The organism is Micromonospora sp. MGP-C2, from assembly GCF_057766525.1.
This window is the reverse complement of the sequence record NZ_JBYMEN010000002.1, coordinates 1,654,017-1,680,267: the sequence shown is the minus strand read 5'-3', so window position 1 is coordinate 1,680,267 and position 26,251 is coordinate 1,654,017. Positions and strand designations below refer to the sequence as shown.

Below are 26,251 nucleotides of genomic sequence, written 5' to 3'. Positions count from 1 at the left end.
CGATGAGCGGCACCGTGAAGGCGGCACTGATCTACCCCCCGCTGACCGATCCCACCTCGGGATACCACTCCCTGAACTACCTCGATTCGTACGCCCGGGCACAGGGGCACCGGCCGGCCGAGATCATCGACGCGAACATCGAGGCGTTCCACCACTCGTACACCCCGTCGGCGTACGAGTGGCTGCAGCGGGAGCTGTCCCGACTCTCGATCGCCGACCTCAGCGGCCCGGACGCGCTGATGGCCCGGGCGAACCAGCTCGGCCTGCCCGACCCTGATCCGGAGCGGCTGCGCCGGTCGATCGGGGTGCTCCAGGACCCCACCCTGTTCTACGACTACCGGCACTACCAGGATGCCGTCGAGGGCGTGATCTCCTGGATGGACGCGCTCGGCACGGTCGGGTTCCCCGGGCAGTTCCACGCCGGCTTTCGGCTGCACCCGCCGCCGATGATCTCGATCGGCTCGGTGGCCGCCCTGACCGACGAGGCGCTGCTCGCGCGGCTGAACCGGCCCTTCCTGCCCTATTACGAGGACGTGTTGATCCCACGGCTGGCCGCCGGCGGGCACCAGGTGATCGGCATCAGCGCCACCTACCAGTGGCAGCTGCCGTTCGCGCTCTGGATCGCCCGACTCGTCCGCAAGGCATGCCCGGACGTCTTCCTCATAGCGGGCGGCACGGAGATCTCCGACGTCTGGAAGTGCGCCAGCAAACCCGAGTACGTCTTCCAGGTGCTGGCCGACTTCGACGCCATCGTGGTCGGGGAGGGGGAGAGCGCGTACACGGAGATCCTGGACGCGGTGCAGACCGGCACGCTGCCGGCCGGGCACCCCAACGTCCGACTGCACCCCAGGTATGGCCGCCAACGTCAACTGCCCCTGCGCTACGAGCGCCTGGCGCAGGTGCCGGTGCCGGACTTCTCCGGCCTGCCCTGGGACCTCTACCTCAGCCCGGAGCGGTTCGTCTACTACTCGCCGACCCGAGGCTGCTACTGGAACAAGTGCACGTTCTGCGATTACGGCCTGAACACCGACGGTCCCACCAGCCCGTGGCGGCAGGACACGGTGGACACGATGGTCGCGGACGTCACCGAGCTGTCGAAGTTCGCCAAGTTCATCTACTTCTCCGTCGACGTGCTCGCTCCCGCGACCATCCTGCGCTTCGCCGAGCGAGTCGTCGAGCGAGGGCTGGACTTCCGTTGGGGTGCCGAGATCCGGCTGGAGAAGTACTGGTCGGACGAGCGCTGCGAGCTGCTGAGGCGCAGCGGCTGCGTGGCCATCTCGGTCGGCTTCGAGTCCGGTAACCAGCGCATCCTCGACCTGATCGACAAGGGCACGAAGCCGGAACAGGCACGACGCACCATGACGGCGATGACCAAGGCCAACATCGGCGTGCAGATGATGGGCTTCACCGGTTTTCCCACCGAGACCCGCGAAGAGGCGCTGGACAGCGTCAACTTCCTGCGTGACAACCCGGACCTGTGGACCCTCGGCGGGCTCGGCGACTTCATGCTGACCCCGGGCGCCATCGTCGCGAAGGAGCCGGACCGGTTCGGCATCACCAACGTGCGGCCGGTGGAGGGTTCGGACATCGTCCGGATGCTCAAGTACGACGAGCCGGTGACCGAGGCGGCGCAGGCCGAGGTCGCCCAGGCCAAGGCCGGTCTGAACCCCGGGCACTACCACCGTCCGTGGCTGGGCAGCACCGACACCCCCCACACGTTCTTCTACCACGATCGGTACGGCACCGCGGTGCGTGGCGTCCTCGCCCACGACCGGGTTCGGCACGACGCCGACGACCAGACCGAGTTCCTCGCCAACGGCTCCTTCGTGGACCGTGACGACGAGCAGGTCTGGGAGGCGTACCGGCGAATCCGGTCCGACGAGCAGGAGGGCGTCCCGGGCGACCTGCCGGCGGACCGGCACCTGTTCCGCCGGGTCGACGGTCAGGTGTTCGCGCTCAACCGCAGCAGCCGGCTGTTCCTGGATCTCTTCAGCGCGCCGCTCACCCTCGCCGAGGCGCAGCGTCGGCTCTGGATCGTCGAACCGACCGTCGCGGACCGGGTCTGGCGGACCTTCATCGGGCAGCGGCTGATCCGTCGGCACCGGCTACCGGCCGAGCCGGCGGGCTCTGGGTAGTTGGTCAGCGACGTCCGGAAGGTCACCGTCTCTGCCGGCAGTCGCCGAGGGCTTCGCCGCTGACTGTGGTGTGGGACCTCGGTCGAACGAAGACGCTCGATGCCTTGACACCCCAGATGCGATCGCTAACACTTGTCTGCAACGCGACGTTAACGAAGTGGACACATGGCGCTGGCGCACCCTGAAGTGCCAGATTCGCCCGTTCCGCAAGGTCACTGGCTACCCGAGAACCGCGAAATCCTGAGCCTCGACCCACGTCGTAGCTGTTAGCGCTAACACATATCGTCTCTCGGAGGGGATCGTGACAGTGGTCCCACGGCGAGCAGCAGCGGCCTCGGCCGCCGGTACGCCCACACGGCTACGTTCACTCCTCGTGGTTTCCGCCGTGGCCGCCGCCGCCTTCGTTCTGGTCGCCGACGGGCCGGCACAGGCAGCCAGCCTGCCGACCGGCGCCCGATCGCTGGAGGCCGTCAACCAGGCCGGACGGTACGTGCGGCACGTGGACCATCTCGGTCAGCTCGACCCGGTGACCTCCAGCAGCCCCGAGCAGGCCAAGCTGGATGCCACCTTCACCGTGGTCAACGGCCTCGCATCTCCGGCCTGCTACTCGTTCCAGACCAGGGCGGGCATGTTCCTGCGACACCGCGACTATCGGCTCCGGGTCGACCCCAACAGCGGCGACGGGACGTTCCGGGCCGACGCCACATTCTGCGCGGCGGACGGCTCAGTCGCCGGATCGGTGGCGCTCACCTCGTACAACTATCCGAACCGGCGTATCCGGCACCGTGACTTCGCGCTCTGGCTCGACACCTACCAGGACACGGCAGCGTTCCGGGCGGACAGCTCCTTCCGCCTCGTCGCACCCTGGTCACCCAGGACGACCAGGGGACCGGTGATCCCAGGCCTCTTTGCCGACCCGCACATCGCCGCATTCAACGGCCGCTACTACCTTTACCCGACCACCGACGGCTACGCGAGCTGGGCTGGCACCTACTACAAGGCGTTCTCCTCCACCGACCTGGTCAACTGGACCGACCACGGGGTGATCCTCGATCACGGCCCGGACGTGTCCTGGGCGGACAACTCGGCCTGGGCGCCGGCGGTGGCGAGCGCCAACGGCCGCTACTACCTGTACTTCAGCGGCGGCGCGGCCAGCGGTAACACCGCGAAGCAACTGGGCGTGGCCGTGGCCGACAGCCCCACCGGGCCGTTCCGCGACGCGCTGGGCCGGCCGCTCATCCGGAGCGACGCGTTCTCCGGCGGGCAGGCGATCGACCCGATGGTCTTCACCGACGACGACGGCCGGTCCTACCTGTACTGGGGGCAGGGCGTCGCACGGGCGGTGCGGCTGAACAGCGACATGGTCTCGTTCGACGCGGCGCAGGCGCGGGTGATCACGCCGTCCGGCTACAACGAGGCGCCGTTCGTGTTCAAGCGCAACGGGCTGTACTACTTCATGTGGTCGGAGAACGACACGCGCAGTGAGGACTACCGGGTCGCGTACGCCACCGGCCCATCGCCCCTCGGGCCGTGGACAGGGCGTGGCGTGGTGCTGCAGAAGCGGGCCGAGGTGGGCATCAGGGGCACCGGCCATCACTCCGTTGTCCGGGCGTTCGGCAGCGACACCTGGTCCATCGCCTACCACAGGTTCGCCGTGCCGGCCGGCAACGGCACCAACCGGGAGACCACCATCGACCGGATGGAGTTCAACGCCGACGGCACCATCCGCCCCGTCGTCCCGATCCTCTAGCTGGCTCTTATGCCCCTCCGCGAAGGAGTAGAGACCCATGTCGAGAGTCCCTGCCCGGCTCTGCGCGGTGGCGGTCACCGCGTGCCTGCTGTTCACCACCTGGTCGGCGGCGACGCCGAAGGAGGCAGCCGCGCTGGATCCGACCGTCGGCTACCTGATGGCGCACTTCACCGGCGAGTCGTCGACCAACCAGCAGATCTACCTCGCCCACAGCACCGACGGCCTACGCTGGACCGACCTCAACAACGGCGGGCTCGTACTGCGTTCCACAGTCGGCACCCGTGGTGTCCGCGACCCCGCCCTGGTCCGCTCGCCCGCCGGTGACCGCTACTGGATCATCGCCACGGACCTGTGCATCGGCTGCGGGCAGGACTGGTCGACCGCGATCAACAACGGCAGCCGCAACCTGGTCGTGTGGGAGTCCACCGACCTGGTCAACTGGTCGGCGCCGTGGCTGCTGAACGTCGCCGGCCCGATCCCGGACGGACGCAACGCCTGGGCTCCGGAGGCGATCTGGAACCCGGCCACCGGCGACTACGTCCTCTACTGGGCGACGAACGTACCGCTCAACGGGGCGGCCAAGCACCGCATCTACTACTCGCGCACGGCGGACTTCCGCAGCATCACCACGCCGCAGGTCTACCTCAGCCGGCCGGGCAGCCAGGAGATCATCGACACCCAGATCGTCGAGGTGCCGACCGGCGTCGGCGCCTACCGCTACGTCCGGGCCTCCCGGGACGACCAGATCACCATCGAGGGCAGCAACTCCCTGCTCGGCACCTGGACGGCCCTCGGGAACCTGTCCGGCATCGGGCTGACCGGCGCACAGGTCGAGGGCCCGATGTGGATGAAGGTCAACTCCCGCAACGAGTGGGTTCTCTACCTTGACCAGTACGCCACCGGACGCGGCTACCTGCCCGTCCTGACCACCAACCCGTCGAGCCCGGGCGCCTACCGGCTGCCGGCGTCCGGCTCGTACGCCATGGGTGGCACCAAGAAGCGGCACGGTTCGATCCTCAACCTGACCGCCGCTGAACAGAGCCGCGTGCTCGCCCGCTGGCCCGCCACCGCGATCAGTCGGGTCCAGTCGTACAACTTCCAGGACCGGTATGTGCGCCACGCCGACTACGACGTCCGCATCGACCCGAACGTCAGCCCCGCGCAGGACGGCCAGTGGCGGGTGGTGCCCGGCCTGGTCGGCTCCGGCACTGTCTCCATCCAGTCGGTCAACTTCCCGGGCCACTACCTGCGCCACTACGGGTTCGACTTCCGGCTGGAAGCCAACGACGGCACCGCCACCTTCGCCGCCGACTCCACCTTCCGGCAGGTCGCCGGCCTCGCCAACTCCTCGTGGACGTCGTTCCAGTCCTACAGCCACCCGGACCGCTACATCCGGCACTACGCCTACCTGCTCCGGCTCGACCCGGTCTCCGACGCGCAGAGTCGCGCCGACGCCACCTTCCGCGTGACGAGCTGAACCCCGACTGCGGGCCACACCGATTGGACAGGTCATGACACACACCAGCTTGCCCCTGGAGCACGTATCGCGGGGCGTCCGGTCGATGCGCCGGATACTGATCGCCCTGGCGGCCGCGATGACAGCGATGGTCGGCGTCGTCGTTGTCACGTCGTCGCCGGCCACTGCCGCCACCAACCAGTTCCGCGGCATGAACTGGGCCGTGCTGGGTGACAACTTCAGCACCGGTCCGCTCGTCGTGCAGGGCCTGAGCTCGTCCGACAGCAACGCGACAGTGCGGGCCAAGGCCAATGCCCTCTACGACGACATGGCCTCCACCATGGGGGTCAACACCGTCCGGCTGCCCATCAACACCCACACGGTGGGGACGGCGTGGTGGGACGCCTACCGAGGCGCCATCGACGCCGCCACCGCCCGCGGATTCAAGGTCATCCTGGCCTACTGGGAGGACGGCGCCGCCTCCGGCGGCAGGATCACCAACCTCGCGGCCTGGAACGCGATGTGGTCGACGGTGACCAACACGTACGGCTCGAACACCAACGTCTACTTCGAGCCGATGAACGAGCCGCACGGTTACAGTTCGGCGGAGTGGCGCACGGTTGCGGCCAACTGGCTCAGCTACCACTACTCGGCCGTGCCTGGTCGGGTGCTCATCGGCGGCACCGGCTTCAGCCAGGACCTGCGGGACATCTGCAACGACAGCCGCTTCAACGCGACGCTGCTGTCCTTCCACCACTACGCCTTCTTCTACGGCGCAATGACCTACGACGCCTTCCGAAGCCACATGCAGACCCGTCTCGGCAACTGCGCCTCACGGGCGGTCGCGACCGAGTTCGGCGCGCCCATGAACGACGGCCGCAACTACGCCGACGCCAGCAGCACGGACAACTTCGTGCGACACATCCGCGCCATGGCCCAGGTCATGCGCGACAACCAGATGGGCGGCACCTACTGGCCCGCCCTCGGCGGCAAACCGGGCAGCATCGGTTACGACTGGTACTCGATGTTCTCCCTCAGCGGCAGCGGCACCGACCTCAACCTGACGGTCCGCAACACCTCCGGCGCTGACCAGATCCGGTACGCGTGGGGCGACACCATCGGGGGCGGCCCCACGACGCCTCCGCCGGCGACGGGCACGTTCTACCGGATCACCGCGCGGCACAGCGGCAAGGCCATGGACGTCCAGTCACCGAACACCGACAACGGTGCGCGCGTCGGTCAGTACACCTACGGCGGCAATGCGTGGCAGCAGTGGCAGTTCCAGGACGCTGGCAGCGGCTACTGGCGCATCGTCAGCCGGCACAGCGGAAAGTGCCTCGACGTGGTGAGCGCTTCCACCGCCGACGGTGCGGAACTCGTCCAGTACACCTGCGGCACCGGCACCAACCAGCAGTTCCAGATGGTGACCAACGGTGGCTACTTCCAGCTCCGCGCCCGCCACAGCGGCAAATGCGTGGACGTACCGGCGTTGTCGACCGCTGACGGCGTGGTCCTGAAGCAGTATTCGTGCAACACCGGCACCAACCAGCAGTGGTCGCGAACGGCCGTCTGAGGTTCGACTCGGCGTGAGGTGATGCGGACCGTGGCGATGGTGCGGATCCTCGCCGACCAGGGCCGCGTCTGCCAGCGGGCGGAAGTCACGACGGGCAGATGTGAGGATGCCTGAATGGAACAGACACTGAGTCGGCGGGCGGCCTCGGACGCGATCAGCGACCAGGGATGGCGGTATCTGCTGGGCGCGTTGCGCACGTCGGTCCCCGTCGGCTCAATGGTCCAGGCAGCCGACGTGGCGGCGCGCGTGGTGGCGGCGTGCGGCAGCGACGCCGATGGGCACCTACGCGCTGACATCCGGCCAGACCGGGTCGTCTTGACCCTGCAGTCGATGGATCAGGCGGCGCTCACCGCTTGCGATATCGACCTTGCGCATCGGATTTCCGCCGCCATGCGGACCGTCGGGCTACGGACGGAGCCTGAGATTGGTACGGGAGCGCCGCGGTCGGTTCAGCTCGTGGAGATCGCTGTCGACGCGCTCGACATCGCAGCGGTCCGGCCGTTCTGGAAGGCCGTGCTGGGTTACACGGACGAGCCGGGAGCCGACGGTCCCAAGGATCCGATCGTCGACCCGGTCGGGCAGAGTCCGACGATCTGGTTTCAGCAGATGGATCAGCCACGCCCGGACCGGAATCGCATCCACTTCGACATCTGTGTCCCGCACGACGAGGCACCACGGCGGATCGAAGCCGCGCTGACGGCCGGTGGCCGACTTGTGTCCGCGTCCGATGCTCTCGCCTTCTGGGTTCTCGCCGATATCGAGGGTAACGAGGCTTGTGTGACGACCTGGCAGGGCCGAGACGACTCGTAGACCGGGCTGACCGGCCAGTCGAAGGTCGCGGCCGGCGCCGCGTCGGCGATGCTGTGGGCGTGGAGTATGTGTCCAGAGTGCCGCGATCGCCGCTGGACGGGCTGATCGACGACCTCTACTACCTGGAGGGTGCGCCGCCGTACGCCCGGCTGACGCTGCCGGCAAGTCCGGCGGCGTTCCTCATCGTCAACCTCGGGGCGCCGTTCCGTATCCGTGCCGGCACCGACATCGAGACGGCCGAGTACGCCGACGGCTGCGTGGTCACCATGCCCACCCGCGCCTTCGAGTTCAGCTATCCGTCGGTGACCCGGTCCGTCGGCGTGCACTTCAAGCCGTGGGGACCGGCACCGTTTTTGCCGATGCCAGCGGCCGAGCTGTGTGACCGGCCGGTGACGGTGGAGCAGGTGTGGGGCCGGCCCGCCATTGCTGAGCTGCGAGACCGGCTGAACACGGCGGACGGACCTCACGAGATGCTGACGCTGTTGGAGCAGGAGCTGATGCGACGGCTGGGCGATGCGGCCGGCCTGGGGCTGGTCCGCCACACGAGCAGCGTGATCGCGGCGATCAACGGGGCGGTGGCGATCGACGACCTGAGGGTTTCAGCCGGTGTCAGCAGCACTCACCTGGCACAGCGGTTCAAGGAACTCATCGGCGTCACGCCGAAGCGGCTGGCCCGCACCTACCGCTTCACCGCCACCGTGCTCTCGATCAACCCCACCGAACCGATCGACTGGGCCGACCTCGCCAGTAGCGCGGGCTACTTCGACCAGGCCCATTTCGGCCACGAGTTCCGCGCGTTCACCGGGCTCACACCGACACGGTACGTCGAAGTCCGGCGACGGTTCCTGAGCGAACATCCCGGCCACGTGCTGGACGGCTGGCCGCTACCGGCCGATTGATTTCTTACAAGAACGGCAGCTCACGGGACTCTAACCTGAGGGCATCCCCAGTCAGAGGAGCGCCCATGGGCAAAGTGGTCATGTACAGCTCGGTGTCGGTGGACGGCTACATCGCCGACGACAACGACCAGCCCGGACCGCTGTTCGACTGGTTACTCAGCGGTGACGTGCCGTTGGACGAGAGCGGCGCGTTGAAGGTGTCACAGACGTCCTACGACTACACCCGGTCCTACTGGGACCAGATCGGGGCGACGATCGCGGGCCGTCACGTCTTCGACATGACCGACGGCTGGGACGGGAAGCCTCCGAGCGGGATCGACCACGTGGTCGTCGTGACGCACCGGCCGCAGCCCGAGGGCTGGGACCCCGCAGCGCCGTTTCACTTCGTCGACGGCGTCGAGGCAGCCGTGGCCAGGGCGCAGGAGCTCGCGGGTGACCGCATCGTCGAGGTCGCCGCCGGCGACGTCGGTGGCCAGGTGCTTGCCGCGGGCCTGGTCGACGAGGTGCGCATGGACGTCGTACCCGTCGTGTTCGGGTCCGGCAAGCGCTACTTCGGGTCGGTCGACGCACAGCACCTGTTGGAGGAACCTGACGCGGTGATTCAGGGCAACCGGGTGCTCCACCTGCGCTACCGGGTGCGCCGCTGACCGATGAGCGGGTACGCGAAGAAGTCTGCGAACGGTGACACAGAATCGGCCTGAGGCGCTTGTCCCGTCACTCGTACCGGTACTTCAGCGAGTCCGCCTCCGTCCTTTCGATGTCGGCGATGGTCAGCTCCGGCATCCGCAGTTGGGCCAGCGTCACCTCGGCCGAGGTCGGCTGGGCGTCCGCCGGCAGCCACTGCTCCGGCTTCCAGGCCCCGCTGCGCAGCAGCGCCTTGGGACAGTGCGGGTAGACCTCCTCGATCCCCAGCACCAGCGCGCTGGCCGGTGGCTTGCCCACGGCGGTCAGCTGCGACAGCAGCTCCGGGCGGGTGGAGACGCAGGCCCGGCCGTTCACCCTGAGCGTCGTGGTGCGGCCGGGGATGACGAACATCAGCCCGGCCCGCCCGGTGGCGATGACGTTCTGCAGGGTGTCCAGACGTTTGTTGCCGGTGGCGTCCGGTATCGCCACCGTCCGTGCGTCCAGGACGGCGACGAACCCGGCGGGGCCGCCGCGCGGGGTGACGTCGCAGTTGCCCTCGGCGTCCACGCTGGCCACCAGGACCAGCGACGAGCAGGCGATCAGCCGCCGGGTCTGCTCGGTGAGTTCGGTCATCTGCTTTCGCACGGCCGCGTCGCTGGGGAGTTCGTAGACCCGGCGAAGCGCCTCCTGGTCGGGTACGGCGTCGAGGCGCAGCGAGTCGAAGGCTTTGGCGGCAGGGGCTGACGTCATACCGCCCGATCCTAGGGTGCCTATCGAATAAGTGGTGATCTTGCCTCTGCGGCCGGCCGTCCTTACCTGGAATGGCCGCATGCGGCAGGCGCTGGAGGAACTCACCTTCTCCGAGCACTCCGAGTGGTTCGGCCTGGGCCCGATTGGCGCTACGCCCAGGGCGGGGTGAACCGGCCAACATACCGGCGAGCACGGGGCACAGGGTCGCGCCAGAACTGGTCCGGCATCCGGTGGTGGTGCTCCGCACAGAATTCAGCGAGATCGACAGTGATCCCGACGCGCTCCAGCGGATGGCCCTCGAAGTCGGCGTTGACGGCCAACAGTTGCGGCTCCGGATTCCACCCCGAATGGTCGAACGCCCAACCATTCCAGCTCGCGTAGGCGTGGAAGATCTGCGTGTCGCCCGCCAGACGCACCGCCGCCACGTCGATCGACCGGGCGGGGTACGCGTCTCGACAGGCCCAGGTGAGGATGTGACACGCTCCGGCAGCGAAGAAGGCCTGGTCAGCCCGGGCCCAGGCGACCTGCTGATCTGCTCGCTCGAGCGCCGTCCGGCGGAAGGCTCCCGCTGCCTCTGCTGTCACCACCCCATCACCTCACACCGGACGCGGGCCTTCTGTGGAAGGTCAGATCAGGATCGCGGCGAGATCGCGGAACGCGTCGGCGGGGAACGCCGTGGCGTCACCGCCGTTGAGCACCTGGACCGCCACCTCGTCCGCGCCGGCCTGGTAGTGCTTTTCCAGCCCGGCCGCGACCTGCTCGGCTGTGCCCCAGGGGATCAGGGTGTCGACGAGGCGGTCGCTGCCGCCGCCGGCGAAGTCCTCGTCGGTCCAGCCGAACCGCCGCAGGTTGTTGGTGTAGTTCGGCAGGGCGAGATATCCGCTCGTGTACTGCCGGGCCGTGGCGCGCGCGGTGGTGGGGTCTGCGTCGAGGACCACCGCGACCTCGGGAGCGAGCAGCCGGTCTGGCCCGAGTGCCGCGCGGGCCTCGGCGGTGTGTTCTGCAGGGACGAAGTACGGGTGCGCCCCGGCTGAACGGTCGCGGGACAGCTCGAGCATCCGCGGGCCGAGTGCGGCCAGGATCCGCCGCTCCGGAGGGAGCCCGGCAGCGTCAAGACCGTCGAGGTAATCCACCATCTTCGAATACGGCTTGCGGTAGGCGGTGCCACTGCCTTCCAGCAGCACAGCGTGACTGGCGCCGAGGCCGAGCAGGAACCGGCCGGGATGGGCCCGCTCCGCGTCCAGGGCGAATGCCGCCACCTCGGGGGGCGACGAGTGCCAGATGCTCACGATCCCCGACGCGACCCCGATGCGGGTGGTCCCGTCCAGGATCTCCCGGAAGCGGGGGGCGACGTTCTCCCCGAAACCGCCCGAGAACCAGAGCCGTTCATAGCCGAGCTCCTCCAGCTCCGTCGCGGCATCGATGGCCGCACCCCGACTTTCGCTGACGAGGAAGAACGGTTGCCACACGCTGACGAGTCGTTGTGCCATACCGAAACACTAGTCATGCCGAGCGTCATCGGTGGTGCCGTTCTCCGTGCCCGCCGGGCTCCAGTCGCAGGGGCAGTCGTCCTGACCCTCCGGCAACGTCGTCACCGCCTCGCTGAGCAGCCCGCGCAGGCGATCGACGTTTCGTGCGAAGACCGCGAACACCTCCTGCTGGGTCACACCGTGACCGACCTCGACGCCGGAGTCGAGGTCGGTCACCAGCGACAGCGCGGTGTAACACAGTGCCAGTTCGCGTGCCAGAACCGCTTCGGGGTGGCCGGTCATGCCGACGACCGACCAGCCCTCTCGGCCGTACCAGCGTGACTCGGCGCGGGTGGAGAACCGCGGCCCCTCGATGACGACCATGGTGCCGCCGTCGACCGGCTGCCAGTCGGCGGAGCGGGCGGCGTCGAGGACCGTGGCGCGTCCGACCGGACAGTAGGGGTCGGCGAACGGAGCATGGACCACCCCAGGCAGCTGCCCGTCGGCGCCGGGCGTTCCGTCGTGGTAGGTCTGCTCGCGGCCGCTGGTCCGGTCGACCAGTTGGTCCGGTACGACGAGGGCCCCGGGGCCCAGATCCGGTCGCAGGCCGCCCACGGCGCCCGCTGCGAGCACCTGACGGACACCGACCGCTCGCAGCGCCCACAGGTTGGCCCGGTAGTTGATGCGGTGCGGCGCAAGGGTGTGACGCCGCCCGTGGCGGGGCAGGAACGCCACCGGACGTCCGGCGAGTCTCCCGATGGACAGGCCGTCGCTTGGCGGTCCGTACGGGGTGTCGACGGTGAGGTCGGTGACGTCGTCGAGGAACTCGTAGAAACCGGATCCGCCGATCACGCCGATCGGTGGTCGGTCGGTAGTGGGGACTGGCCCTTCTGACATGCGAAATCCTCCTCGGAGCGGAGCGGAGCGGAGTGGAGCGGAGTGGAAGGAAGCGCGTGTGGGACCCACTCACTGACGGTCGGCTCGTCGGTCCCGGACACGGCGGCTGACCGTGCCGACGACCAGAGCGACAGCGGTGACGGCCCAGATGGCGGCCAGCCCGGCAGCGAGGCCCAGCGGATAGTCGCGGTCCGGCAGGCCCGGGTTCGGAGGTGCCGAGGGCGGTCGCCACAGCAGTGGCACCGCGATCAGCAGCAATGTGGCGCTGGCCAGCAGGCCCGCGCTGATCCAGGCCCGGCGTAGCCGGTCTGTCACCAGCCGGCCCAGCGCCAGCCCGACCAGCCCGACCAGCGGTGCCACCAGGAGGTCGTGCAGCACCGGGCCGCCGATCAACCAGGGCACTGTGGTGCCGAGCTGGGGGAGGAGCAGCCAACAGCCGTACGCCGCCGCCGCGGCACCGAGTGCGACCAGGAACAGGCGGACGGCTCTCACCGCAGCACCTCCAGTCGGACCACCCACTTGGTCTGGAGGACGCCCGGCCGGCTCGGAGCGATGAGACGGCAGGGGTGTCCGTGGTCGGCGGACAGCTCTTCGCCGTTGATCCGCAGTGCGAGCAGGGTCAGCGGGTCGCCGGCATGGGCCGCCGGGAGTGTGCTTGCCGCGTAGAGGCCGTCGGTCTCCAGCGAGGAGAACCGAACCGGTCTGCCGGTCGGCGCCCCGGCCCGTCGGAGCAGCTCGACGACGGGCACGCCGGTCCAGTTGGCGGAGACGCTCCAGCCCTCGACACAGGCGATCGGCAGTGCCGCTGTGCGTTGTGGCAGGGCGGTCAGTTCGGCCAGGGACAGGGTGCCCCGCCCGCCCGGCCAGACGATCTCCAGCTGCCAGTCCGGTGGAACGACGATGCGGGCGGCCGCCGCCGTACGGTTGATCGGCACGCCCTGCGGTCCCGACGCGGACCGCCAGGCCAGCGGCGACACCCGGCGCAGCCACGGCACTGTGACCCCGGCGGTGGCCAGCACGGCGACGCCAGCGACGCCTGCCGAGGTACGCAGGAACGCGCGCCGCCCGGACGAGTCTCGATCGTCGCGCCCGGTGGACGCAGCCTCACCCACCTCCTCCCGCCGCAGTGGCGTTCGCAGTGCCGCGCGGGCGACCGGGAGCTTCACTGCGATGTGCAGCAGTAACGCGCCCACCAGCAGCCAGGCGACCGCGTAGTGCGCGGTCGGAAAGAAGAATCCCCAGGGGTACGACTGAGCCACGTTGAACAGGCCCGTGACCAGTTCGAAGAACGCTGCGCAGACCAGGACCAGGACGGAGATCCGTTCGAGGGCGTGCGCGGACAACCGGATCGGCTGGCGCAGGGGCGGGCGGACGAACAGCCGGGGGTAGACGCTCCACAGTTTGCCGAGCAGCAACGGGATCGCCGCGATCCCGGAGAGCACGTGGACGCCCTGGGTGACCCGGTAGAGGTTGACCGGTCGGGTCGGCCAGGTGAACCAGCCCGGCGGGTGCTGGATGTAGTGGCTCAGAAGTCCGGTGACGAAGCACAGCCCGAACGCCACCCCGAGCCAGAGGCCGAGACGGGCGGCGACCAGTGGCGAGTGTGACGGCGCCGGAAAGTCCTCCGGGGTGGGAACACGTGGCTTGTGCTTCATCGGCGCGCCAACTCGGTGAACCAGCGCGGGCCGGACCGGAAACCGTCGACGACCCGCATGCCGGCGGCGGCCGCGGTGCGGTCCATCGCCTCCACCCCGACACGTGCCCAGCTGAACGCCGATCCCCGGCGCGAGCAGGACAGGACGTACGCCTGTCCCTGCCACAGGCCGGCGCCGGGAGGGTCCACCTCGACCACCAGCGTCCCGTCGGCCGCGATCAGGTCGCCGCACCGGCGCAGCAGTCGGACCGGGTCCCCGCCGATGCCGATGTTGCCATCGACGAGCAGCGCGTGTGCCCACCGCCCCTCGCCGGGAAGTGGTTCGAAGACGTCCCGTCGCAGGGCGACCACACCCCGGTCCTGGGTCAGGCGCACCGCCTCGGCGGAGATGTCCACCCCCAGTGCGACGAGGCCTCGTTGGGCGAGTGCCATGGTCAGCCGGCCGGGGCCGCAGCCGAGGTCGATCGTGGGGCCGGTACACCGGGCGGCGACAGACTCGATGGCCGGTTCGGGTGGGCCGTGCCAGCGGCGTACCGGCAGCAGGTCACGTCGCCCGTCGGCGTGCACCAGCCAGTGTTCGCGTTGCGCCGGGGGCAACGCGGCGGCCGGCGTACCGGAATCGTCCGGACCGGCCGGCCACGCGTCGAGCCTGCCCAGCACCACGTCGAAACCGCCGAGACTGATCGTCGACCTCACCGGAGGCGTCCGCTCACCAGTTGGCCGCCTACCGACGCCACGGCGTCAGCGAACCGGGTGCCGGGTAGGTCGGCCGCGACCGCCAACGCTGTCGGCCAGTCGTCGACATCCCGTTGGACGGACAGGATCGCCGGGTGCACGCCGCGCCCGCGAAGAGCGGCGAGGGTGCGTCGGCCGGTGTCGCCGGTCGACATGGGTACGTCGCGCAACACGCTCCCGTTGGCCGGATCGCGTAACCCGAGTGCCCACCAGCCACCGTCGAGTGCTGGCCCGAACACCGCGTCGTGCTCGGCGAGTCGCTCCAGCGCGGCGGTGAGCAGGACCGGCGTGACCTGCGGGGTGTCCATGCCGATCTGCAGCACCGGCCGGTCGGGGAAGGCCGTACCGGTGTCGGCGTGGGCGTTGGCGAGGCGGTCGGCGAACGTGTCGCCGCGCTGCGGGAGCAGGTGCCAACCCGTCAACGCGGCGGTCAGCTCCGCGCTGAACTCGGCGTCGGCGAACCGACCGGTGTGGGCCAGCACGGGAATGGTCGACGCGGTGGCGCGCACCGCCGCCAGGGTGTCCAGCAGCGCCGCCGCCGCGATCCGGGCGGCCTGTGTGGGATCAGCGGGTGGGCAGAGCCGCGTCTTGACCAGCCCCGGGACCGGCGCCTTCGCGACCAGGAGCAGGACATTCATCTCCCACCTCCGACGCCGGCGTGCAGCACTCCGGCGAAGTCCCGGGCCGCCCGCACGGTGCCCCGGACCGACCCGGAGACCTTCGACCTGGTGCCGGCGGCGCGGGGCGCGTACGCGACGTCCAGCTCGACGATCCGCCAGCCCGCCCCGGCCGCGCGGAGCAGCAGTTCCAGGGGATAGCCGAACGCGCGGTCGTTGACACCGAGTTGCAGCAACGCTGCCTGACGGGCCACCCGGATCGGGCTGATGTCGTACACCGGCACGCCACGGCGTCGTAGCAGCGCCGCGACCAGCGCGTTGCCGGCACGGGCATGCCACGGCCAGGCGTCCGCCGAGACCGGTCGCCGCCGCCCGACGGCGAGATCCGCCCGACCGTCGAGCACCGCCGCGACGAGCCTGGGCAGCTCGGCTGGATCGAACGAGCCGTCCGCGTCGAGGACGCAGACCAGATCCGCGTCCGCCGCCAGCAGGCCGGTGTGCACTGCCGCGCCGTACCCGCGCCTCGGCTCGTGCACGACCCGGGCGCCGTACTCGGCGGCGATGACCGGCGAACCATCTGTGGAGCCGTTGTCGACCACGAGGGCGCGGTAGCCCGGCGGTAGCCCGCTCAGTACGGCAGGCAGTGCGGCCGCCTCGTCCAGACACGGCAGCACCACGTCGATCGTTGTGTGCATACCGGCGACGCTAGGCCCGCCACGCGCCGATCCGACCGCCGTGCCGCCTTACGAATCGCTTACGCGGCAACGGGTCTTACGAGTCCCTGACGTCTCACCGTCGAGCCGTCGGGTGGCTGGTCGGAGGTCGTATCGTCGGCCGTCACCATGACCACGATGACCCGGCCGGGACGATCCCGGCGCGCCGACCTGATCGTCCTCGGTGCCGAGGTGGCACTGCTCGCCGCCGCCGTCACCGTCGGGGCACTGCTCAACCATCGGGGTGTGCGGCTGCACGCTGACGCCGCTCCGCTCTACGCCAGTTGGCAGCCCCATCTGGGTGTGGGCACCCCCGCCGCGCTTCTCGTCGCGGCACTGGGCGTCTGGCACGGCGTGCGCTGGGCGACCGACACGCGGTGGCCGTGGCTGCTGGCGGTCGGATACCTCGCCTCGGTGCTCTGGACACTGTCGCTGGCCCTGGTGGACGGCTGGTCCGCCGGGTTGACCGAGCGGCTCACCGTGCAGGCCGAGTACCTGCATGAGGTGCCCCGGGTGACGGACGTCGCCACGATGTTGTCCGGCTTCGCCGCCCGTATCCTCGACTTCCAGCCCGATTCGTGGTCCACGCACACCGCTGGTCATCCACCGGGTGCGTTGCTGTTCTTCGTGGGGTTGGAGCGGATCGGTCTGGGCGGCGGGGCTGCCGCGGGGCTCGCCTGTGTGCTGCTCGGAGCCACGGTCTCGGTGTCGGTTCCGGTGACGTTGCGGGCGCTTGGCGCCGAGGGCGCGGCTCGGGCGGTGTGGCCGTTCCTGATTCTCTTCCCGGGGGCGGTCTGGGTGGGCGCGTCCGCGGACGGGATCTTCGCCGCGGTGGTCGCGGCCGGGCTGGCGCTGCTGGCGGTGGGTGGTCGGGCCGGGGCCGTACCCGGCGGGCTGCTGCTCGGTCTCGCGCTCTACCTGTCGTACGGGTTCGTCCTGGTCGGGGTGCTCGCCGTGACCGTGGTGCTGCTCCGGGCCCGGGACCGCCTCGGCGTGTTCCTGCTCGCGGCGGCGGCCGTCGCGGCGGTTGTCGCCGTGTTCACCCTGGCCGGCTTCTGGTGGCTGGACGGCTACCACCTGGTAGCACGTCGTTACTACCAGGGCTGGGCGGCGGAACGTCCCTTCGGTTACTGGGTCTGGGCGAACCTGGCCGCTCTGCTGCTCTCGGCGGGCCCGGTGGCCGGGCCAGCGGTGCGGCGGGCGGTGGCCGCCCTAGCGATCCGAGGGCCGGGCCGTCCGCTCGCGGCGACCCTCCGGCAGCGGTTCGCCAGCGCCGGACCCACTGTGTGGTTGCCCATCGCGGCGGCGGTGGCCGTGCTCGCGGCGGACCTGTCCGCTCTGAGCAAGGCCGAGGTGGAGCGCATCTGGTTACCGTTCACCGTCTGGCTGCTGGTCGCCACCGCGCACCTGCCCGCCAGCCACCGACGGTGGTGGCTGGCGGCCCAGGCCGCGACCGCGCTCGCCGTCAACCACCTGCTGTCGACGGTGTCCTGACCGTCGCCGGTGCCCGCATCACCGCAGTGGTGAAATCAGCGACGCCAGCGGCGAAACCGGTGCGGGCCGTGAAACCCAGCAGCCGGGTCGCGCGCCCCGGATCGGCCACCACGTGCCGCACGTCCGCCGCCCGTCCGCCCCCGACCGTGACAGGCGCCGGCCCGCCCATCGCGCTGGCCAACTCGTGGGCCAGCTCACCGACGGTGTGCGGCTCACCCGAGCAGACGTTGACCGGGACCAGCGGCTCCGGTGCCGGTGTCGTCAGCGCCAGCAGGTTCGCCTCGGCAACGTCGGTGACGTGCACGAAGTCGCGCCGTTGCCGCCCGTCCTCCAGGACCCGGGGCGGTTGCCCGGCGGCCAGCGCCGACCGGAAGATCGACGCGACCCCGGCGTACGGGGTGTCGCGGGGCATCCGCGGGCCGTAGACGTTGTGGTAGCGCAGTGCCCAGACCGACCCGCCGGTCTGCCGGGCCCACGCGCCGGCGAGGTGTTCCTGAGCCAGCTTGGTGGCGGCGTACGTGCTGTGCGGTTCCAGCGGTGCGTCCTCCGGCACGAGACCAGGGGAGAGCACCCGGTCACAGCGGGGGCAGGTCGGCTCGTACCGGCCCTCCGCCAGGTCGACGGCGCGGCGGCCGGCGGGCCGGACGATGTCGTGTGTCGGGCAGTGGTAGCGGCCCTCGCCGTAGACCACCATCGAACTGGCCAGCACGAGGCGGCGTACCCCGGTGGCGTGCATCGCCGCGAGCAGGGTGGCCGTGCCGAGGTCGTTGTGCGCGGCGTACCGGGGGGCGTCGGCGGGATCGACGCCGTGGCCGACCATGGCCGCCTGGTGGCACACCGCGTCGACTCCGGCGAGCAGCCCGGTCAGTAGTCCCAGGTCACGGATGTCGCCGACGACGAGATCGTGCCGCTCGGCCCAGGGTGGTGATGTCGCACCGTGCGCCTCCGGCAGGAGCGCGTCCACGGCCACCACCTCGTCCCCGCGGTCGGTGAGCAGATCGGCGACGTGTGAGCCGATGAATCCGGCTGCACCGGTGACAAGTATCCGCATTCCGGTCACCGTATGACCTCGCGGAAGCCCGCGCGGGCCTGCTCGCGCAGCCGTAAGAACCCCGCAAGCTTTTGCTGGTGCGGGCGGACCACGCTGCGTGGCTACGCTGGGCCGATGGACGTGCGGGGAATGACGGGCCGGAACGGGGGAGGTTCGTGACACAGCGCGTGCTGGTGGTCGACGACGATCAGACCGTGAGCGACGTCATTCGTCGTTACCTCGAGAACGACGGCTTCCAGGTGAGCCTCGCCGCGGACGGGGAAGCGGCCCTGGCGGCGGTGCAGCGGCAGGCACCTCACCTGGTCGTGCTCGACCTGATGCTGCCCCGGGTCAACGGCCTACAGGTGTGCCGGGAGCTGCGAGCCCGTCCGGATGGCGTACCGATCATCATGCTGACCGCGCGCGGTGACGAGTCGGACCGGATCCTCGGGCTGCAACTCGGCGCCGACGACTACCTTACCAAGCCCTTCTCCCCCCGGGAGTTGGTGCTGCGGGTCCGTTCGGTGCTCCGTCGTGCCGGCAGTGAACCGCCGCCCGAACGACCGGAGGCGCTGACCGACGGCGAGCTGGTGGTGCACCCCGCGTCCCGCACCGCACGCCTCGGCGGGACCGAACTGGCCCTGACGCTGCGCGAATTCGACCTGCTCGTCCACCTGCTGCGGCACCCGTCCCAGGTGTTCGGGCGGGCCGAACTGCTGGAGCAGGTCTGGGGCTGGAACTTCGGCGACCACTCGACAGTGACAGTGCACGTACGCCGGCTGCGGGAAAAGATCGAGGCCAACCCGGCCGATCCACGGCGGATCGTGACCGTCTGGGGCGTCGGCTACCGGTACGAGCCCGCCCATGCGTGACCTCCTGCTGATCTTTGCGATCTCTCTCGGCGCGGCACTTGCCATCGGGTTCGTCGGTGCGGTGCTGCTCCGTGCGCTTCGGCGCAGCTCGATCACCGTGCACCTCAGCGTGCTGCTCACCACCACGGTCGTCGCCGTCACCGTCGGGGTGATGGCGGTCGCGGAGGCGATGTTCCTCTCCCCACATGATCTTGAGGTGGTGCTGATCACCGTCGCGGCCGCAGCCGTGGTCAGCCTCGCCGTCGGCGGGCACTTCGGCCGCCGACTGGCACTCGCCGCCGTCTGGCGGGATCAGGCCCGCGAGCGGGAACGACAGCTGGAGAAGGGGCGGCGTGACCTGGTCGCGTGGGTCTCGCACGACCTGCGTACGCCGCTCGCCGGGCTGCGGGCCATGGCCGAGGCGCTGGAGGACCGGGTGGTGCGTGACCCGGACACGGTCGACGAGTACCACCGGCGGATCCGGCTGGAGACCGACCGGATGACCCGGCTCGTCGACGACCTGTTCGAGCTGTCCCGGATCAACGCGGGAGCGCTGCGGTTGTCGCTGACTGCGGTGCCGCTCGGCGAGGTGGTCTCGGACGCGCTGGCAAGCACCGCCCCGCTGGCCGACGCTCGCCGGATCAAGCTGGTCGCCAGCGAGTCCGGGTGGCCGATGGTCGCCGCGAGCGAACCGGAACTGGCCCGGGTGGTGACGAACCTGTTGCTGAACGCCGTCCGCTACACCCCGGAGGACGGGACCGTCCGCATCGAGGCCGGCCGCGAGGGGGAGCACGCCTGGCTGTCCGTTGCCGACACCTGTGGCGGCATCCCACCGGCCGACCTTCCCCAGCTGTTCGACATCGCGTTTCGTGGTGAACCGGCCCGCACCCCCGGGCCCGGCGACGGTGGGGCGTCCGGAGGGCTCGGTCTCGCCATCGTTCGTGGCCTCGTGGAGGCGCACGGAGGTCGGGTCGAGGTGCGCAACATCGCCGACGGCTGCCAGTTCATGGTCCGACTGGGCACCGCCTGACCGACCAACGGTGCTCGGCGACCGCAGTGCCGCACGCCGACTAGCTTGCTGCGTCCGGCGTCGCCTGCCGTACCGGTTCGAATTCGGCAGGCCGACCTGGCCGACGGACGTCGGCCAGGACGAATCGGCTGCGGGGCAGCGCGGGGATGCGGCGCAGCGAGATGGTCAGATCCTGCTCGGGCACTGTGTAGTCCAGGCGCGCCAACCAGCCGGCGAAGGCAGCGAGCAGAGCCACTGTGACATCCTCGCCGGGGCAGCGGTGCCCGGTGCTCCGATCAGCCCCGCCCTGGGGAATGAGCTCGTACGGGTCGGGAGCACGCCCGACGAACCGCTGGGGGTCGAAGCGGTACGGGTCCGGCCACAGCGCCGGATCGTGGTTCTGACCGTAGATGTCGAGCAGTACGAGAGATCCGGCGGGAACGTGCTGGCCCTGCCAGGTCAGGTCGGTGACGGCCCGGCCACCCACGAACGGGGCGAACGGGTAGAAGCGGCGTACCTCGTGGGCGAACGCGACCGCGTAGGCGGCGTCGCCGGTGCGCAGCCGGTCGCGGTGCTCGGGCCAGCGGTGCAGCGCGTGGGCCGTGAACGCCACGAACCAGGACACCGCGACGGTGGGACGGATGATGTTGAGCAACTCGACTGCGGCGAGCTTGGGATCCAGGGGCTCGCCGTCGCGGTCGTGGTGCCCGGCGACCGCTTCGAGGACGGAGCCCGCGGGTGCGGTGACGACATGTGCGCGGACCTGCTCGACGAGCCCGGCCAGCCAGTCCTCCCGCCGGCCACGGGCGCGCCGCGCCCGCCAGTGTCGCGGACCCACTGTGGCGAAGCCGTCGACCAGGGCGGTCAGGTCGCGGGCCACCGGCGCGATCTCCGCGTCGTCGACCGGAATCCCGGCCCAGCCGCAGACGCCCTTGGTGATCACGCGACTCGCCTCGTCGAAGAGCACGACGCGTCGCCCGTCGCCGCTGGTCGCGAACGCCTCGTTCCAGGCCGCGCCGACGTGGTCGACCAGGTCGGCGACGCCTCTCGGGTCGGTGAGCAGGGACAGGAACATCGCCTTGCGGTGACGGTGATCAGCGCCGTCGAGGGTGTGCACGGCCCGGTGGCCGAACAGCGTCCCCTGTACCGGTTCCGGGATGGCCCCGTGCCGACGTACATGCCGCTCGTCGTAGAAGAACCGCACCGCGTCGGGCCCGCGCAGCGTGAGTGCCGGCTGGCCCATCACGCGGGTTCGCACGGTGGACCGACCGTCGCGTCGCGCCAGGGCGGGTAGCCAGGCGTAGCCGTTGAGCAGGAACCCGAGTGAATCGTCCAGGTGTGGTCCGCGCTGGTCGGTCATGAGCGGCCTTGTGCCCACTGTGCCCGGCCCGAAACCTCACCCCGGCCAAGCCCGCTCCGGCCGGCGCGGTCACCCAGCCGACAGTGAGCCCGTCGGTGGCATGGGCGGGTGTGTGGAACGGATCTCGGGGTAGCGCTTGGGGAAGCAATCAGGATCCCCCGAGGAGGACGAGATGACCGATCCCAGGTACGTACCGATCGCACTGGCCGGCTCTGAACAGCTCATCGACGACGACGGCGTGGGCGCCGACGGCGGCGGGGAGATCGTCGGCGCGGACGATGCGGCGGCCGACGCCGCCCGGACCGGTGCCGACGTGGACCTGTCCCACGCGGCCCGCGACGGCGACGGGGTCCCGACCGGTGCCGCGGATGCCGAGGCCGACCGTGAGCGCGCCGCTGGCGACAGGTGACCCGACGAGGTGCGAACGGCCCGCCCCGCCGTTCCTGAGGCGGCGGGGCGGGCCGGGAGGGCAGCGACGGGCAAGCACCGGAACGGATGTCGGTCGGTCGCTCTACGGTGTGCGCCGTGAACGCCGTTCAGACGTACCGATATCTCCAGCCGTCCGCCCTGCGTACCGCTGGCCTCGACCTCCAGACCAGCGGCGGCCCGGCGGCCAACCCGCGCTTCTTCTCCGGGTTTCTCACCACCCCGGCGGCGGCGGCCGCCGGGCTGCTTGCCGTGGCCGAGGTGGCCCGCACCCGCTACCACCAGCCGGTCAGCCCGGCGAGCCTCGATCCGGTGGTGACCGGCAGCCGGAACCGGCTGCGTTTCGAGTCCTTCTCCGGCTGTTGCGGGGTGTACGCCCGGATGGACGTGGTGCCGGCCGGCTTCGACGGCGAGGTCGTCGGGCACGGCACCACCAACGTCGACGTCAACCCGCCGTTGCGCGAGGCCCTCGCCCGGGTGGGTGGGATCGAGCCGCTGCACCTGGCTGTGGGCCCGGACGACCTCACTGTCTCCACAATGGAGAAAGCGGTGGTGGAGCGGAAGGTCCCGCTGCCGGGGCGTTGGATGCGTGGCTTCGCCGAGGTGCACGTTCTCACCGCCGGGTTCGAGCCGCGCGCCGAGGTCCCCGCCGCCGAGGCAGCGGCGTTCCTGCGCCGGCTGCCCGGGGGCAGCGATCGTTCGGTGCTCTGGGCGGTCCCGGCCGGGCGCACCCTCCGACTGACCTCGCGCCCGGCGCCGGGCGCGGTCTGTCTGGCCGGCGCGGGGCGGCTCGCGGCGCTGCGCGGGCTGCTCCGGCACGCCCGCACCCTGCGGGTGTACGGGCCGACGGTGCGCACCGGCTCACCGGCCGTGCCGAGCACGTGGGAGCTGGACACCGGGTCGCTGCGGCTGTCACTGACCCTCTCACCCGAGCCGTACCGAGGGTTCTCCGGCGAGGGGGCCGCACTGCTCGCGCTTGCCGGTGACGAAGTGATCGACGACGCGGAGCTGGTCGGCGCCCTGCTCTCCTGGGATCCGACGATCGACGTCGTCGCGCTGGCCGAGGCGGCCGGCCTGCCCGACGACCGGGTCCGCGCGGCCCTGGCCCAGCTCGGCACCGCCGGGCGGGTCGGCTACGACGTCGCAGACGCCGGCTACTTCCACCGGGTGATGCCGCACGACGCCGGCCGGGCCGAGCGGGACAACCCCCGCCTGGTCGGCGCGCGCACGCTGGTCGAGCAGGGCGCGGTCCGCCGCGAGGGCGATCATGCCACGGTACGCAGCGGCGACGAGGACTACCGGGTACGCCGACTGCCCGACGAGGGCTTCACGTGCACCTGCCGGTGGTGGGCGAAGCACCAGGGGCAACGTGGCCCGTGCAAGCATGCCCTCGCGGTGTCGATGGTGGCGGAGGTGCCGGCGTGACGGGCTTCCTCCGGGCAGTGAACCGTGGTGACGTGAGCGCCGTCGAGGCAGCGCTGCACACGCTGGACGAACCGGCCCGGCGGGCGCTCGGTGACGAACTGGTCGTCCACGTCCGACGTCGGCGGGACAACTGGTGGTGGGGAAAGGAGGCGACCGCGCTGGCGGTGGCCGCCGTGGGCACGCTGAGCACCGCGACCAAGGCCGCCGCTCTGCTCGGTCGGCGGTCGGTCACGTTGGAGGACGTCGACTCCGAGGTGGTGGTCGCCGCGGCGCGGCAGCGGGGCGTGCCCTGGCTGGCCGACCTCGCGTACCGGCTGGCCGAGCGGCTGCCCCGCAGCCGAGCGTGGGACGGGTGGCACTTCATCGCAGACCTGCTGCTGGCGGAGAAGGCGCCACCGCCGACCGGGGACGCGTTCGTCGCCGGCTGGGCGCATTCGATGTGGGGGGAGCGGTCGGCCGAGGGGCGCCAGCAGGTGCCGATGCTCGACCGGCTGCGCGCCGACCCATTCCTGGACGCGCTGGTGCCCCGCCTGTTCGAGGTCGACGGGATCGGCGCGGACCTGGCCTTCACCGGCTCCGGGCAGGCGGTGACCCCGACGTTGGCGGCGCTCGCGATGGAGGGTCGACTCGACCGGATGGCATTGCTGGACGGGGTTCTCGGCCGCCTCCTGCGCGGGGACCGACAGGGAGCGCTGCGTCCGTTCCTCGCCCTGCACGAGCAGCTTGGACCCAGCCCGGACGAGGTGGCGGCGCGGGCGAGCACGTACCTGCGGCTGCTCGCCGACGGACCGGGACCGGTGGCCGGCCTCGCGCAGCGGGCGCTGCGCGACTCGGGCCGCGAGGTGGAGTTCGAGTCGCTGCTGGACGCCTCGCGGGTCGTGTTGGGCCGACCGGAGAAGGTGCTGGTGCGGGCGCAGCTGTCCTGGTTGGACAGACTGGCCCGGCAGAACCCCGAGCGGGCAGCCGACATCGCCGAGGCACTCGCGTCGGGTGCCGAACATCCCGCCGCCGACCTGCGCGACCGCGCGGCGGCGTTGGCGCAGCGGCACGGCCATCGGCTGGTCGCCACGGTCACCGTGGCAGTGGCCGACGACGAGCTGCCCCCGCCGGTGTCGCCCGCACCCGCTCCGTCACCGATCACCGAGTTGGACGAACTGGTCGAGGAAGTCGCCGTGCTGCACGCCCAGCGCTGGCCCTCGTCGACACTGGAGCGGGTCCTCGACGGGCTGGTCCGATTGACCACCACCGACCGGGACCGGCTGGCCACCGCCCTACTGCCGGTGCTGCGGCGGGCCGAGGTGGGTGCCTGGGACCACCAGTGGGCGGAGTTCAACGTCCTGGTCCAACTGAACGGCGTTCTGCTGGCCGCCGCCGCACCCGGCGAGGCGGCCACCCGACGCGACCAGTGGTCCAGAATTCTCAGCCAGTCACTGACCCGGACGATGCGGCCGTTCCGGAACCGGCCGGCGGTCGAGCCACCCCACGGGTCCGCGCTCACGCTGGTCTACTGCGCCCGGATCGCGGAGATCGGGCAGCGCCTGGACGGACGGAACGACCCCGGGCTGCTGGCCGCCCCGACGTCCGTCACCGGGGCCCTCGACGCGACCGCGCTCTATGAACGGCTGGCCGCACTCGGGGACCGTCCGGTGTGGCGGTGGGATCTCACCCAGGCCCTGCTGCGGCTGCCCGTCGGCGTGGACGAGGCGCTGGCGACCCGGGCCGCCGCGCTCGGCACCCCGGCCGGCGACGAACTGGCCGGTTGGCTGCGCGGCGACGCCCTGCCGGCACCGGTCCACGAGGTGGTCACCGTCGGCCGGCGTGAGCGCAGACGCAACTGGGACTACGGCTTCGACCAGCTGCCGGTCAGACGCACCGTCGTCACGAGCGCCCCGCCCGAGGGCGTAGCGGATCCGCTCGGACTCCTCACCGTGCCGGCGCATCCGATCGGACGAGGGCCGGGCCGCTGGAGCAACCTGTGGCCAGCGCTGCTGCCGGGGCACCGGGGCCTGGTCGCCGCCCACCTGCTGCCTGAGATCGCCAGCGCCGCGCAGGAGGACGCCCGGGATTTCGCCATGGTCCTGCCGGTGCTCGCCGAGTGCACCGGCGAGGGCGGTCCGGCGCTCGACCTTGCGCTGGCGTACGGGCTGTGCGCCCGGCACGAGGTGGACCGGGTGGCCGCCCTCGACGCCCTACTGATGCTGGCAGCCGCCGGCGACCTCGATTCTCCCGGTGTCGGCGGCCAGTTGGGCGTGTTGGCGGCGGACGGCCAGCTGACGCTGAGCCGGGTGGCGACACCGCTGCGCGACGCGATGGCGGCCGGTGCCCGCCTGAGCGTCTGGCGGTTGCTCGCCGCCGCGCTGCCACCGTTGCTGGCCGCACCCACCCCACCTCGCGGCACGCCCGACCTACTCAATCTGGCGGCCGAGGCGGCCGGTGCGACCGGTGTGCTCATCGAGGTGCCGGGGCTGGCTGACGTGGTGGCGCGCGGCGGCACGAGCCGGTTGGTGACCGAGGCCCGCAGACTCGCCACCGCACTGGCTGCCTGACCCGCCGGCTCACCCTGCGGTCGGGCCG

The 26,251-nt window shown here is 70.9% G+C and carries 24 protein-coding genes; 13 read left to right on the top strand and 11 right to left on the bottom strand.

Translation table 11 applies throughout. The annotated features are described in order from the left end of the window. The first annotated feature begins 2 nt into the window (after window positions 1-2). The 7 genes from AC3CF1_RS07335 (at window position 3) to AC3CF1_RS07305 (ending at window position 9,270) form a co-directional block, all read left to right on the top strand. Window positions 3-2,135, top strand: a complete 2,133-nt coding sequence (locus AC3CF1_RS07335) for a B12-binding domain-containing radical SAM protein (RefSeq protein WP_488449906.1) — start codon at window positions 3-5, stop codon at window positions 2,133-2,135. Window positions 2,136-2,508: 373 nt separating this feature from the next. Then, a complete protein-coding gene (locus AC3CF1_RS07330; RefSeq protein WP_488449905.1) occupies window positions 2,509-3,885 on the top strand; it encodes a family 43 glycosylhydrolase in 1,377 nt (458 codons plus the stop codon). 37 nt (window positions 3,886-3,922) lie between these two features. Further along, on the top strand, window positions 3,923-5,362 hold the full coding sequence (locus AC3CF1_RS07325; RefSeq protein WP_488449904.1) for a glycoside hydrolase family 43 protein: 1,440 nt from the start codon (window positions 3,923-3,925) through the stop codon (window positions 5,360-5,362). Window positions 5,363-5,396: 34 nt separating this feature from the next. Next, a complete protein-coding gene (locus tag AC3CF1_RS07320) occupies window positions 5,397-6,914 on the top strand; it encodes an RICIN domain-containing protein (RefSeq protein WP_488449903.1) in 1,518 nt (505 codons plus the stop codon). 114 nt (window positions 6,915-7,028) lie between these two features. Then, window positions 7,029-7,724, top strand: a complete 696-nt coding sequence (locus AC3CF1_RS07315) for a VOC family protein (protein WP_488449902.1) — start codon at window positions 7,029-7,031, stop codon at window positions 7,722-7,724. Between the two features lie 59 nt (window positions 7,725-7,783). Further along, window positions 7,784-8,623 (top strand): helix-turn-helix domain-containing protein, encoded by an 840-nt coding sequence (locus tag AC3CF1_RS07310; RefSeq protein WP_488449901.1) that lies wholly within the window; start codon window positions 7,784-7,786, stop codon window positions 8,621-8,623. Window positions 8,624-8,688: 65 nt separating this feature from the next. Further along, on the top strand, window positions 8,689-9,270 hold the full coding sequence (locus tag AC3CF1_RS07305) for a dihydrofolate reductase family protein (RefSeq protein ID WP_488449900.1): 582 nt from the start codon (window positions 8,689-8,691) through the stop codon (window positions 9,268-9,270). 67 nt (window positions 9,271-9,337) lie between these two features. Here the strand turns inward: AC3CF1_RS07305 and AC3CF1_RS07300 are convergent, their stop codons facing one another. From AC3CF1_RS07300 to AC3CF1_RS07260, 9 genes are all read right to left on the bottom strand, one after another. After that, complete coding sequence (locus AC3CF1_RS07300; RefSeq protein WP_488449899.1) at window positions 9,338-9,997, bottom strand: MSMEG_1061 family FMN-dependent PPOX-type flavoprotein; 660 nt, start codon at window positions 9,995-9,997, stop codon at window positions 9,338-9,340. Between the two features lie 149 nt (window positions 9,998-10,146). Beyond that, window positions 10,147-10,581, bottom strand: a complete 435-nt coding sequence (locus tag AC3CF1_RS07295; RefSeq protein ID WP_488449898.1) for a hypothetical protein — start codon at window positions 10,579-10,581, stop codon at window positions 10,147-10,149. A gap of 42 nt (window positions 10,582-10,623) precedes the next feature. Continuing rightward, window positions 10,624-11,487, bottom strand: coding sequence for an LLM class F420-dependent oxidoreductase (locus AC3CF1_RS07290; RefSeq protein ID WP_488449897.1), 864 nt, complete (start codon window positions 11,485-11,487; stop codon window positions 10,624-10,626). A gap of 9 nt (window positions 11,488-11,496) precedes the next feature. Beyond that, window positions 11,497-12,363, bottom strand: coding sequence for an S-methyl-5'-thioadenosine phosphorylase (locus AC3CF1_RS07285; protein WP_488449896.1), 867 nt, complete (start codon window positions 12,361-12,363; stop codon window positions 11,497-11,499). 69 nt (window positions 12,364-12,432) lie between these two features. Continuing rightward, a complete protein-coding gene (locus AC3CF1_RS07280; RefSeq protein WP_488449895.1) occupies window positions 12,433-12,855 on the bottom strand; it encodes a hypothetical protein in 423 nt (140 codons plus the stop codon). Then, window positions 12,852-14,018: a molybdopterin-dependent oxidoreductase gene (locus AC3CF1_RS07275; RefSeq protein ID WP_488449894.1), complete on the bottom strand. Its 1,167-nt coding sequence runs from the start codon at window positions 14,016-14,018 to the stop codon at window positions 12,852-12,854. The genes AC3CF1_RS07280 and AC3CF1_RS07275 overlap by 4 nt, the downstream gene beginning before the upstream one ends. Then, complete coding sequence (locus AC3CF1_RS07270; RefSeq protein WP_488449893.1) at window positions 14,015-14,713, bottom strand: class I SAM-dependent methyltransferase; 699 nt, start codon at window positions 14,711-14,713, stop codon at window positions 14,015-14,017. Before AC3CF1_RS07270 ends, AC3CF1_RS07275 begins: the two co-directional genes overlap by 4 nt. After that, a complete protein-coding gene (locus AC3CF1_RS07265; protein WP_488449892.1) occupies window positions 14,710-15,390 on the bottom strand; it encodes a TIGR04282 family arsenosugar biosynthesis glycosyltransferase in 681 nt (226 codons plus the stop codon). Before AC3CF1_RS07265 ends, AC3CF1_RS07270 begins: the two co-directional genes overlap by 4 nt. Further along, a complete protein-coding gene (locus tag AC3CF1_RS07260) occupies window positions 15,387-16,064 on the bottom strand; it encodes a glycosyltransferase family 2 protein (RefSeq protein WP_488449891.1) in 678 nt (225 codons plus the stop codon). Before AC3CF1_RS07260 ends, AC3CF1_RS07265 begins: the two co-directional genes overlap by 4 nt. A gap of 147 nt (window positions 16,065-16,211) precedes the next feature. Here AC3CF1_RS07260 and AC3CF1_RS07255 point away from each other — a divergent pair, with 147 nt between their 5' ends. After that, entirely contained in the window at window positions 16,212-17,576 is a 1,365-nt protein-coding gene (locus AC3CF1_RS07255) for a hypothetical protein (RefSeq protein WP_488449890.1), read from the top strand. Here AC3CF1_RS07255 and AC3CF1_RS07250 read toward each other — a convergent pair. Beyond that, complete coding sequence (locus AC3CF1_RS07250) at window positions 17,548-18,627, bottom strand: NAD-dependent epimerase/dehydratase family protein (protein WP_488449889.1); 1,080 nt, start codon at window positions 18,625-18,627, stop codon at window positions 17,548-17,550. The genes AC3CF1_RS07255 and AC3CF1_RS07250 overlap by 29 nt on opposite strands. Window positions 18,628-18,782: 155 nt before the next feature. Here AC3CF1_RS07250 and AC3CF1_RS07245 point away from each other — a divergent pair, with 155 nt between their 5' ends. Further along, window positions 18,783-19,478, top strand: coding sequence for a response regulator transcription factor (locus AC3CF1_RS07245; protein ID WP_088948951.1), 696 nt, complete (start codon window positions 18,783-18,785; stop codon window positions 19,476-19,478). Beyond that, window positions 19,471-20,487: a sensor histidine kinase gene (locus tag AC3CF1_RS07240; protein WP_210793812.1), complete on the top strand. Its 1,017-nt coding sequence runs from the start codon at window positions 19,471-19,473 to the stop codon at window positions 20,485-20,487. The genes AC3CF1_RS07245 and AC3CF1_RS07240 overlap by 8 nt, the downstream gene beginning before the upstream one ends. Window positions 20,488-20,527: 40 nt before the next feature. Here AC3CF1_RS07240 and AC3CF1_RS07235 read toward each other — a convergent pair whose 3' ends face one another. Further along, window positions 20,528-21,826, bottom strand: a complete 1,299-nt coding sequence (locus AC3CF1_RS07235; RefSeq protein WP_488449888.1) for a cytochrome P450 — start codon at window positions 21,824-21,826, stop codon at window positions 20,528-20,530. A gap of 172 nt (window positions 21,827-21,998) precedes the next feature. Here AC3CF1_RS07235 and AC3CF1_RS07230 point away from each other — a divergent pair, with 172 nt between their 5' ends. The 3 genes from AC3CF1_RS07230 to AC3CF1_RS07220 all read left to right on the top strand — a co-directional run bounded on the left by AC3CF1_RS07230 (window position 21,999) and on the right by AC3CF1_RS07220 (window position 26,223). Continuing rightward, window positions 21,999-22,235 carry a hypothetical protein gene (locus tag AC3CF1_RS07230; RefSeq protein ID WP_099854988.1) on the top strand — a complete coding sequence of 79 codons (237 nt, stop codon included), beginning with the start codon at window positions 21,999-22,001 and terminating at the stop codon, window positions 22,233-22,235. A 116-nt stretch (window positions 22,236-22,351) separates the two neighbouring features. Then, a complete protein-coding gene (locus tag AC3CF1_RS07225) occupies window positions 22,352-23,677 on the top strand; it encodes an SWIM zinc finger family protein (RefSeq protein ID WP_488449887.1) in 1,326 nt (441 codons plus the stop codon). A 32-nt stretch (window positions 23,678-23,709) separates the two neighbouring features. Further along, window positions 23,710-26,223: a hypothetical protein gene (locus AC3CF1_RS07220; protein ID WP_488449886.1), complete on the top strand. Its 2,514-nt coding sequence runs from the start codon at window positions 23,710-23,712 to the stop codon at window positions 26,221-26,223. The last annotated feature ends 28 nt before the right edge of the window (window positions 26,224-26,251 follow it).

What these genes read in the sequence shown, in the direction of transcription:
- AC3CF1_RS07335 (WP_488449906.1), top strand. Translation starts at nt 3, where the DNA reads ATGAGCGGCACCGTGAAGGCGGCACTGATCTACCCCCCGCTGACCGAT.
- AC3CF1_RS07325 (WP_488449904.1), top strand. Translation starts at nt 3,923, where the DNA reads ATGTCGAGAGTCCCTGCCCGGCTCTGCGCGGTGGCGGTCACCGCGTGC.
- AC3CF1_RS07320 (WP_488449903.1), top strand. Translation starts at nt 5,397, where the DNA reads ATGACACACACCAGCTTGCCCCTGGAGCACGTATCGCGGGGCGTCCGG.
- AC3CF1_RS07315 (WP_488449902.1), top strand. Translation starts at nt 7,029, where the DNA reads ATGGAACAGACACTGAGTCGGCGGGCGGCCTCGGACGCGATCAGCGAC.
- AC3CF1_RS07305 (WP_488449900.1), top strand. Translation starts at nt 8,689, where the DNA reads ATGGGCAAAGTGGTCATGTACAGCTCGGTGTCGGTGGACGGCTACATC.
- AC3CF1_RS07300 (WP_488449899.1), bottom strand. Translation starts at nt 9,997, where the DNA reads ATGACGTCAGCCCCTGCCGCCAAAGCCTTCGACTCGCTGCGCCTCGAC.
- AC3CF1_RS07290 (WP_488449897.1), bottom strand. Translation starts at nt 11,487, where the DNA reads ATGGCACAACGACTCGTCAGCGTGTGGCAACCGTTCTTCCTCGTCAGC.
- AC3CF1_RS07285 (WP_488449896.1), bottom strand. Translation starts at nt 12,363, where the DNA reads ATGTCAGAAGGGCCAGTCCCCACTACCGACCGACCACCGATCGGCGTG.
- AC3CF1_RS07275 (WP_488449894.1), bottom strand. Translation starts at nt 14,018, where the DNA reads ATGAAGCACAAGCCACGTGTTCCCACCCCGGAGGACTTTCCGGCGCCG.
- AC3CF1_RS07265 (WP_488449892.1), bottom strand. Translation starts at nt 15,390, where the DNA reads ATGAATGTCCTGCTCCTGGTCGCGAAGGCGCCGGTCCCGGGGCTGGTC.
- AC3CF1_RS07260 (WP_488449891.1), bottom strand. Translation starts at nt 16,064, where the DNA reads ATGCACACAACGATCGACGTGGTGCTGCCGTGTCTGGACGAGGCGGCC.
- AC3CF1_RS07255 (WP_488449890.1), top strand. Translation starts at nt 16,212, where the DNA reads ATGACCACGATGACCCGGCCGGGACGATCCCGGCGCGCCGACCTGATC.
- AC3CF1_RS07250 (WP_488449889.1), bottom strand. Translation starts at nt 18,627, where the DNA reads ATGCGGATACTTGTCACCGGTGCAGCCGGATTCATCGGCTCACACGTC.
- AC3CF1_RS07240 (WP_210793812.1), top strand. Translation starts at nt 19,471, where the DNA reads ATGCGTGACCTCCTGCTGATCTTTGCGATCTCTCTCGGCGCGGCACTT.
- AC3CF1_RS07235 (WP_488449888.1), bottom strand. Translation starts at nt 21,826, where the DNA reads ATGACCGACCAGCGCGGACCACACCTGGACGATTCACTCGGGTTCCTG.
- AC3CF1_RS07230 (WP_099854988.1), top strand. Translation starts at nt 21,999, where the DNA reads ATGACCGATCCCAGGTACGTACCGATCGCACTGGCCGGCTCTGAACAG.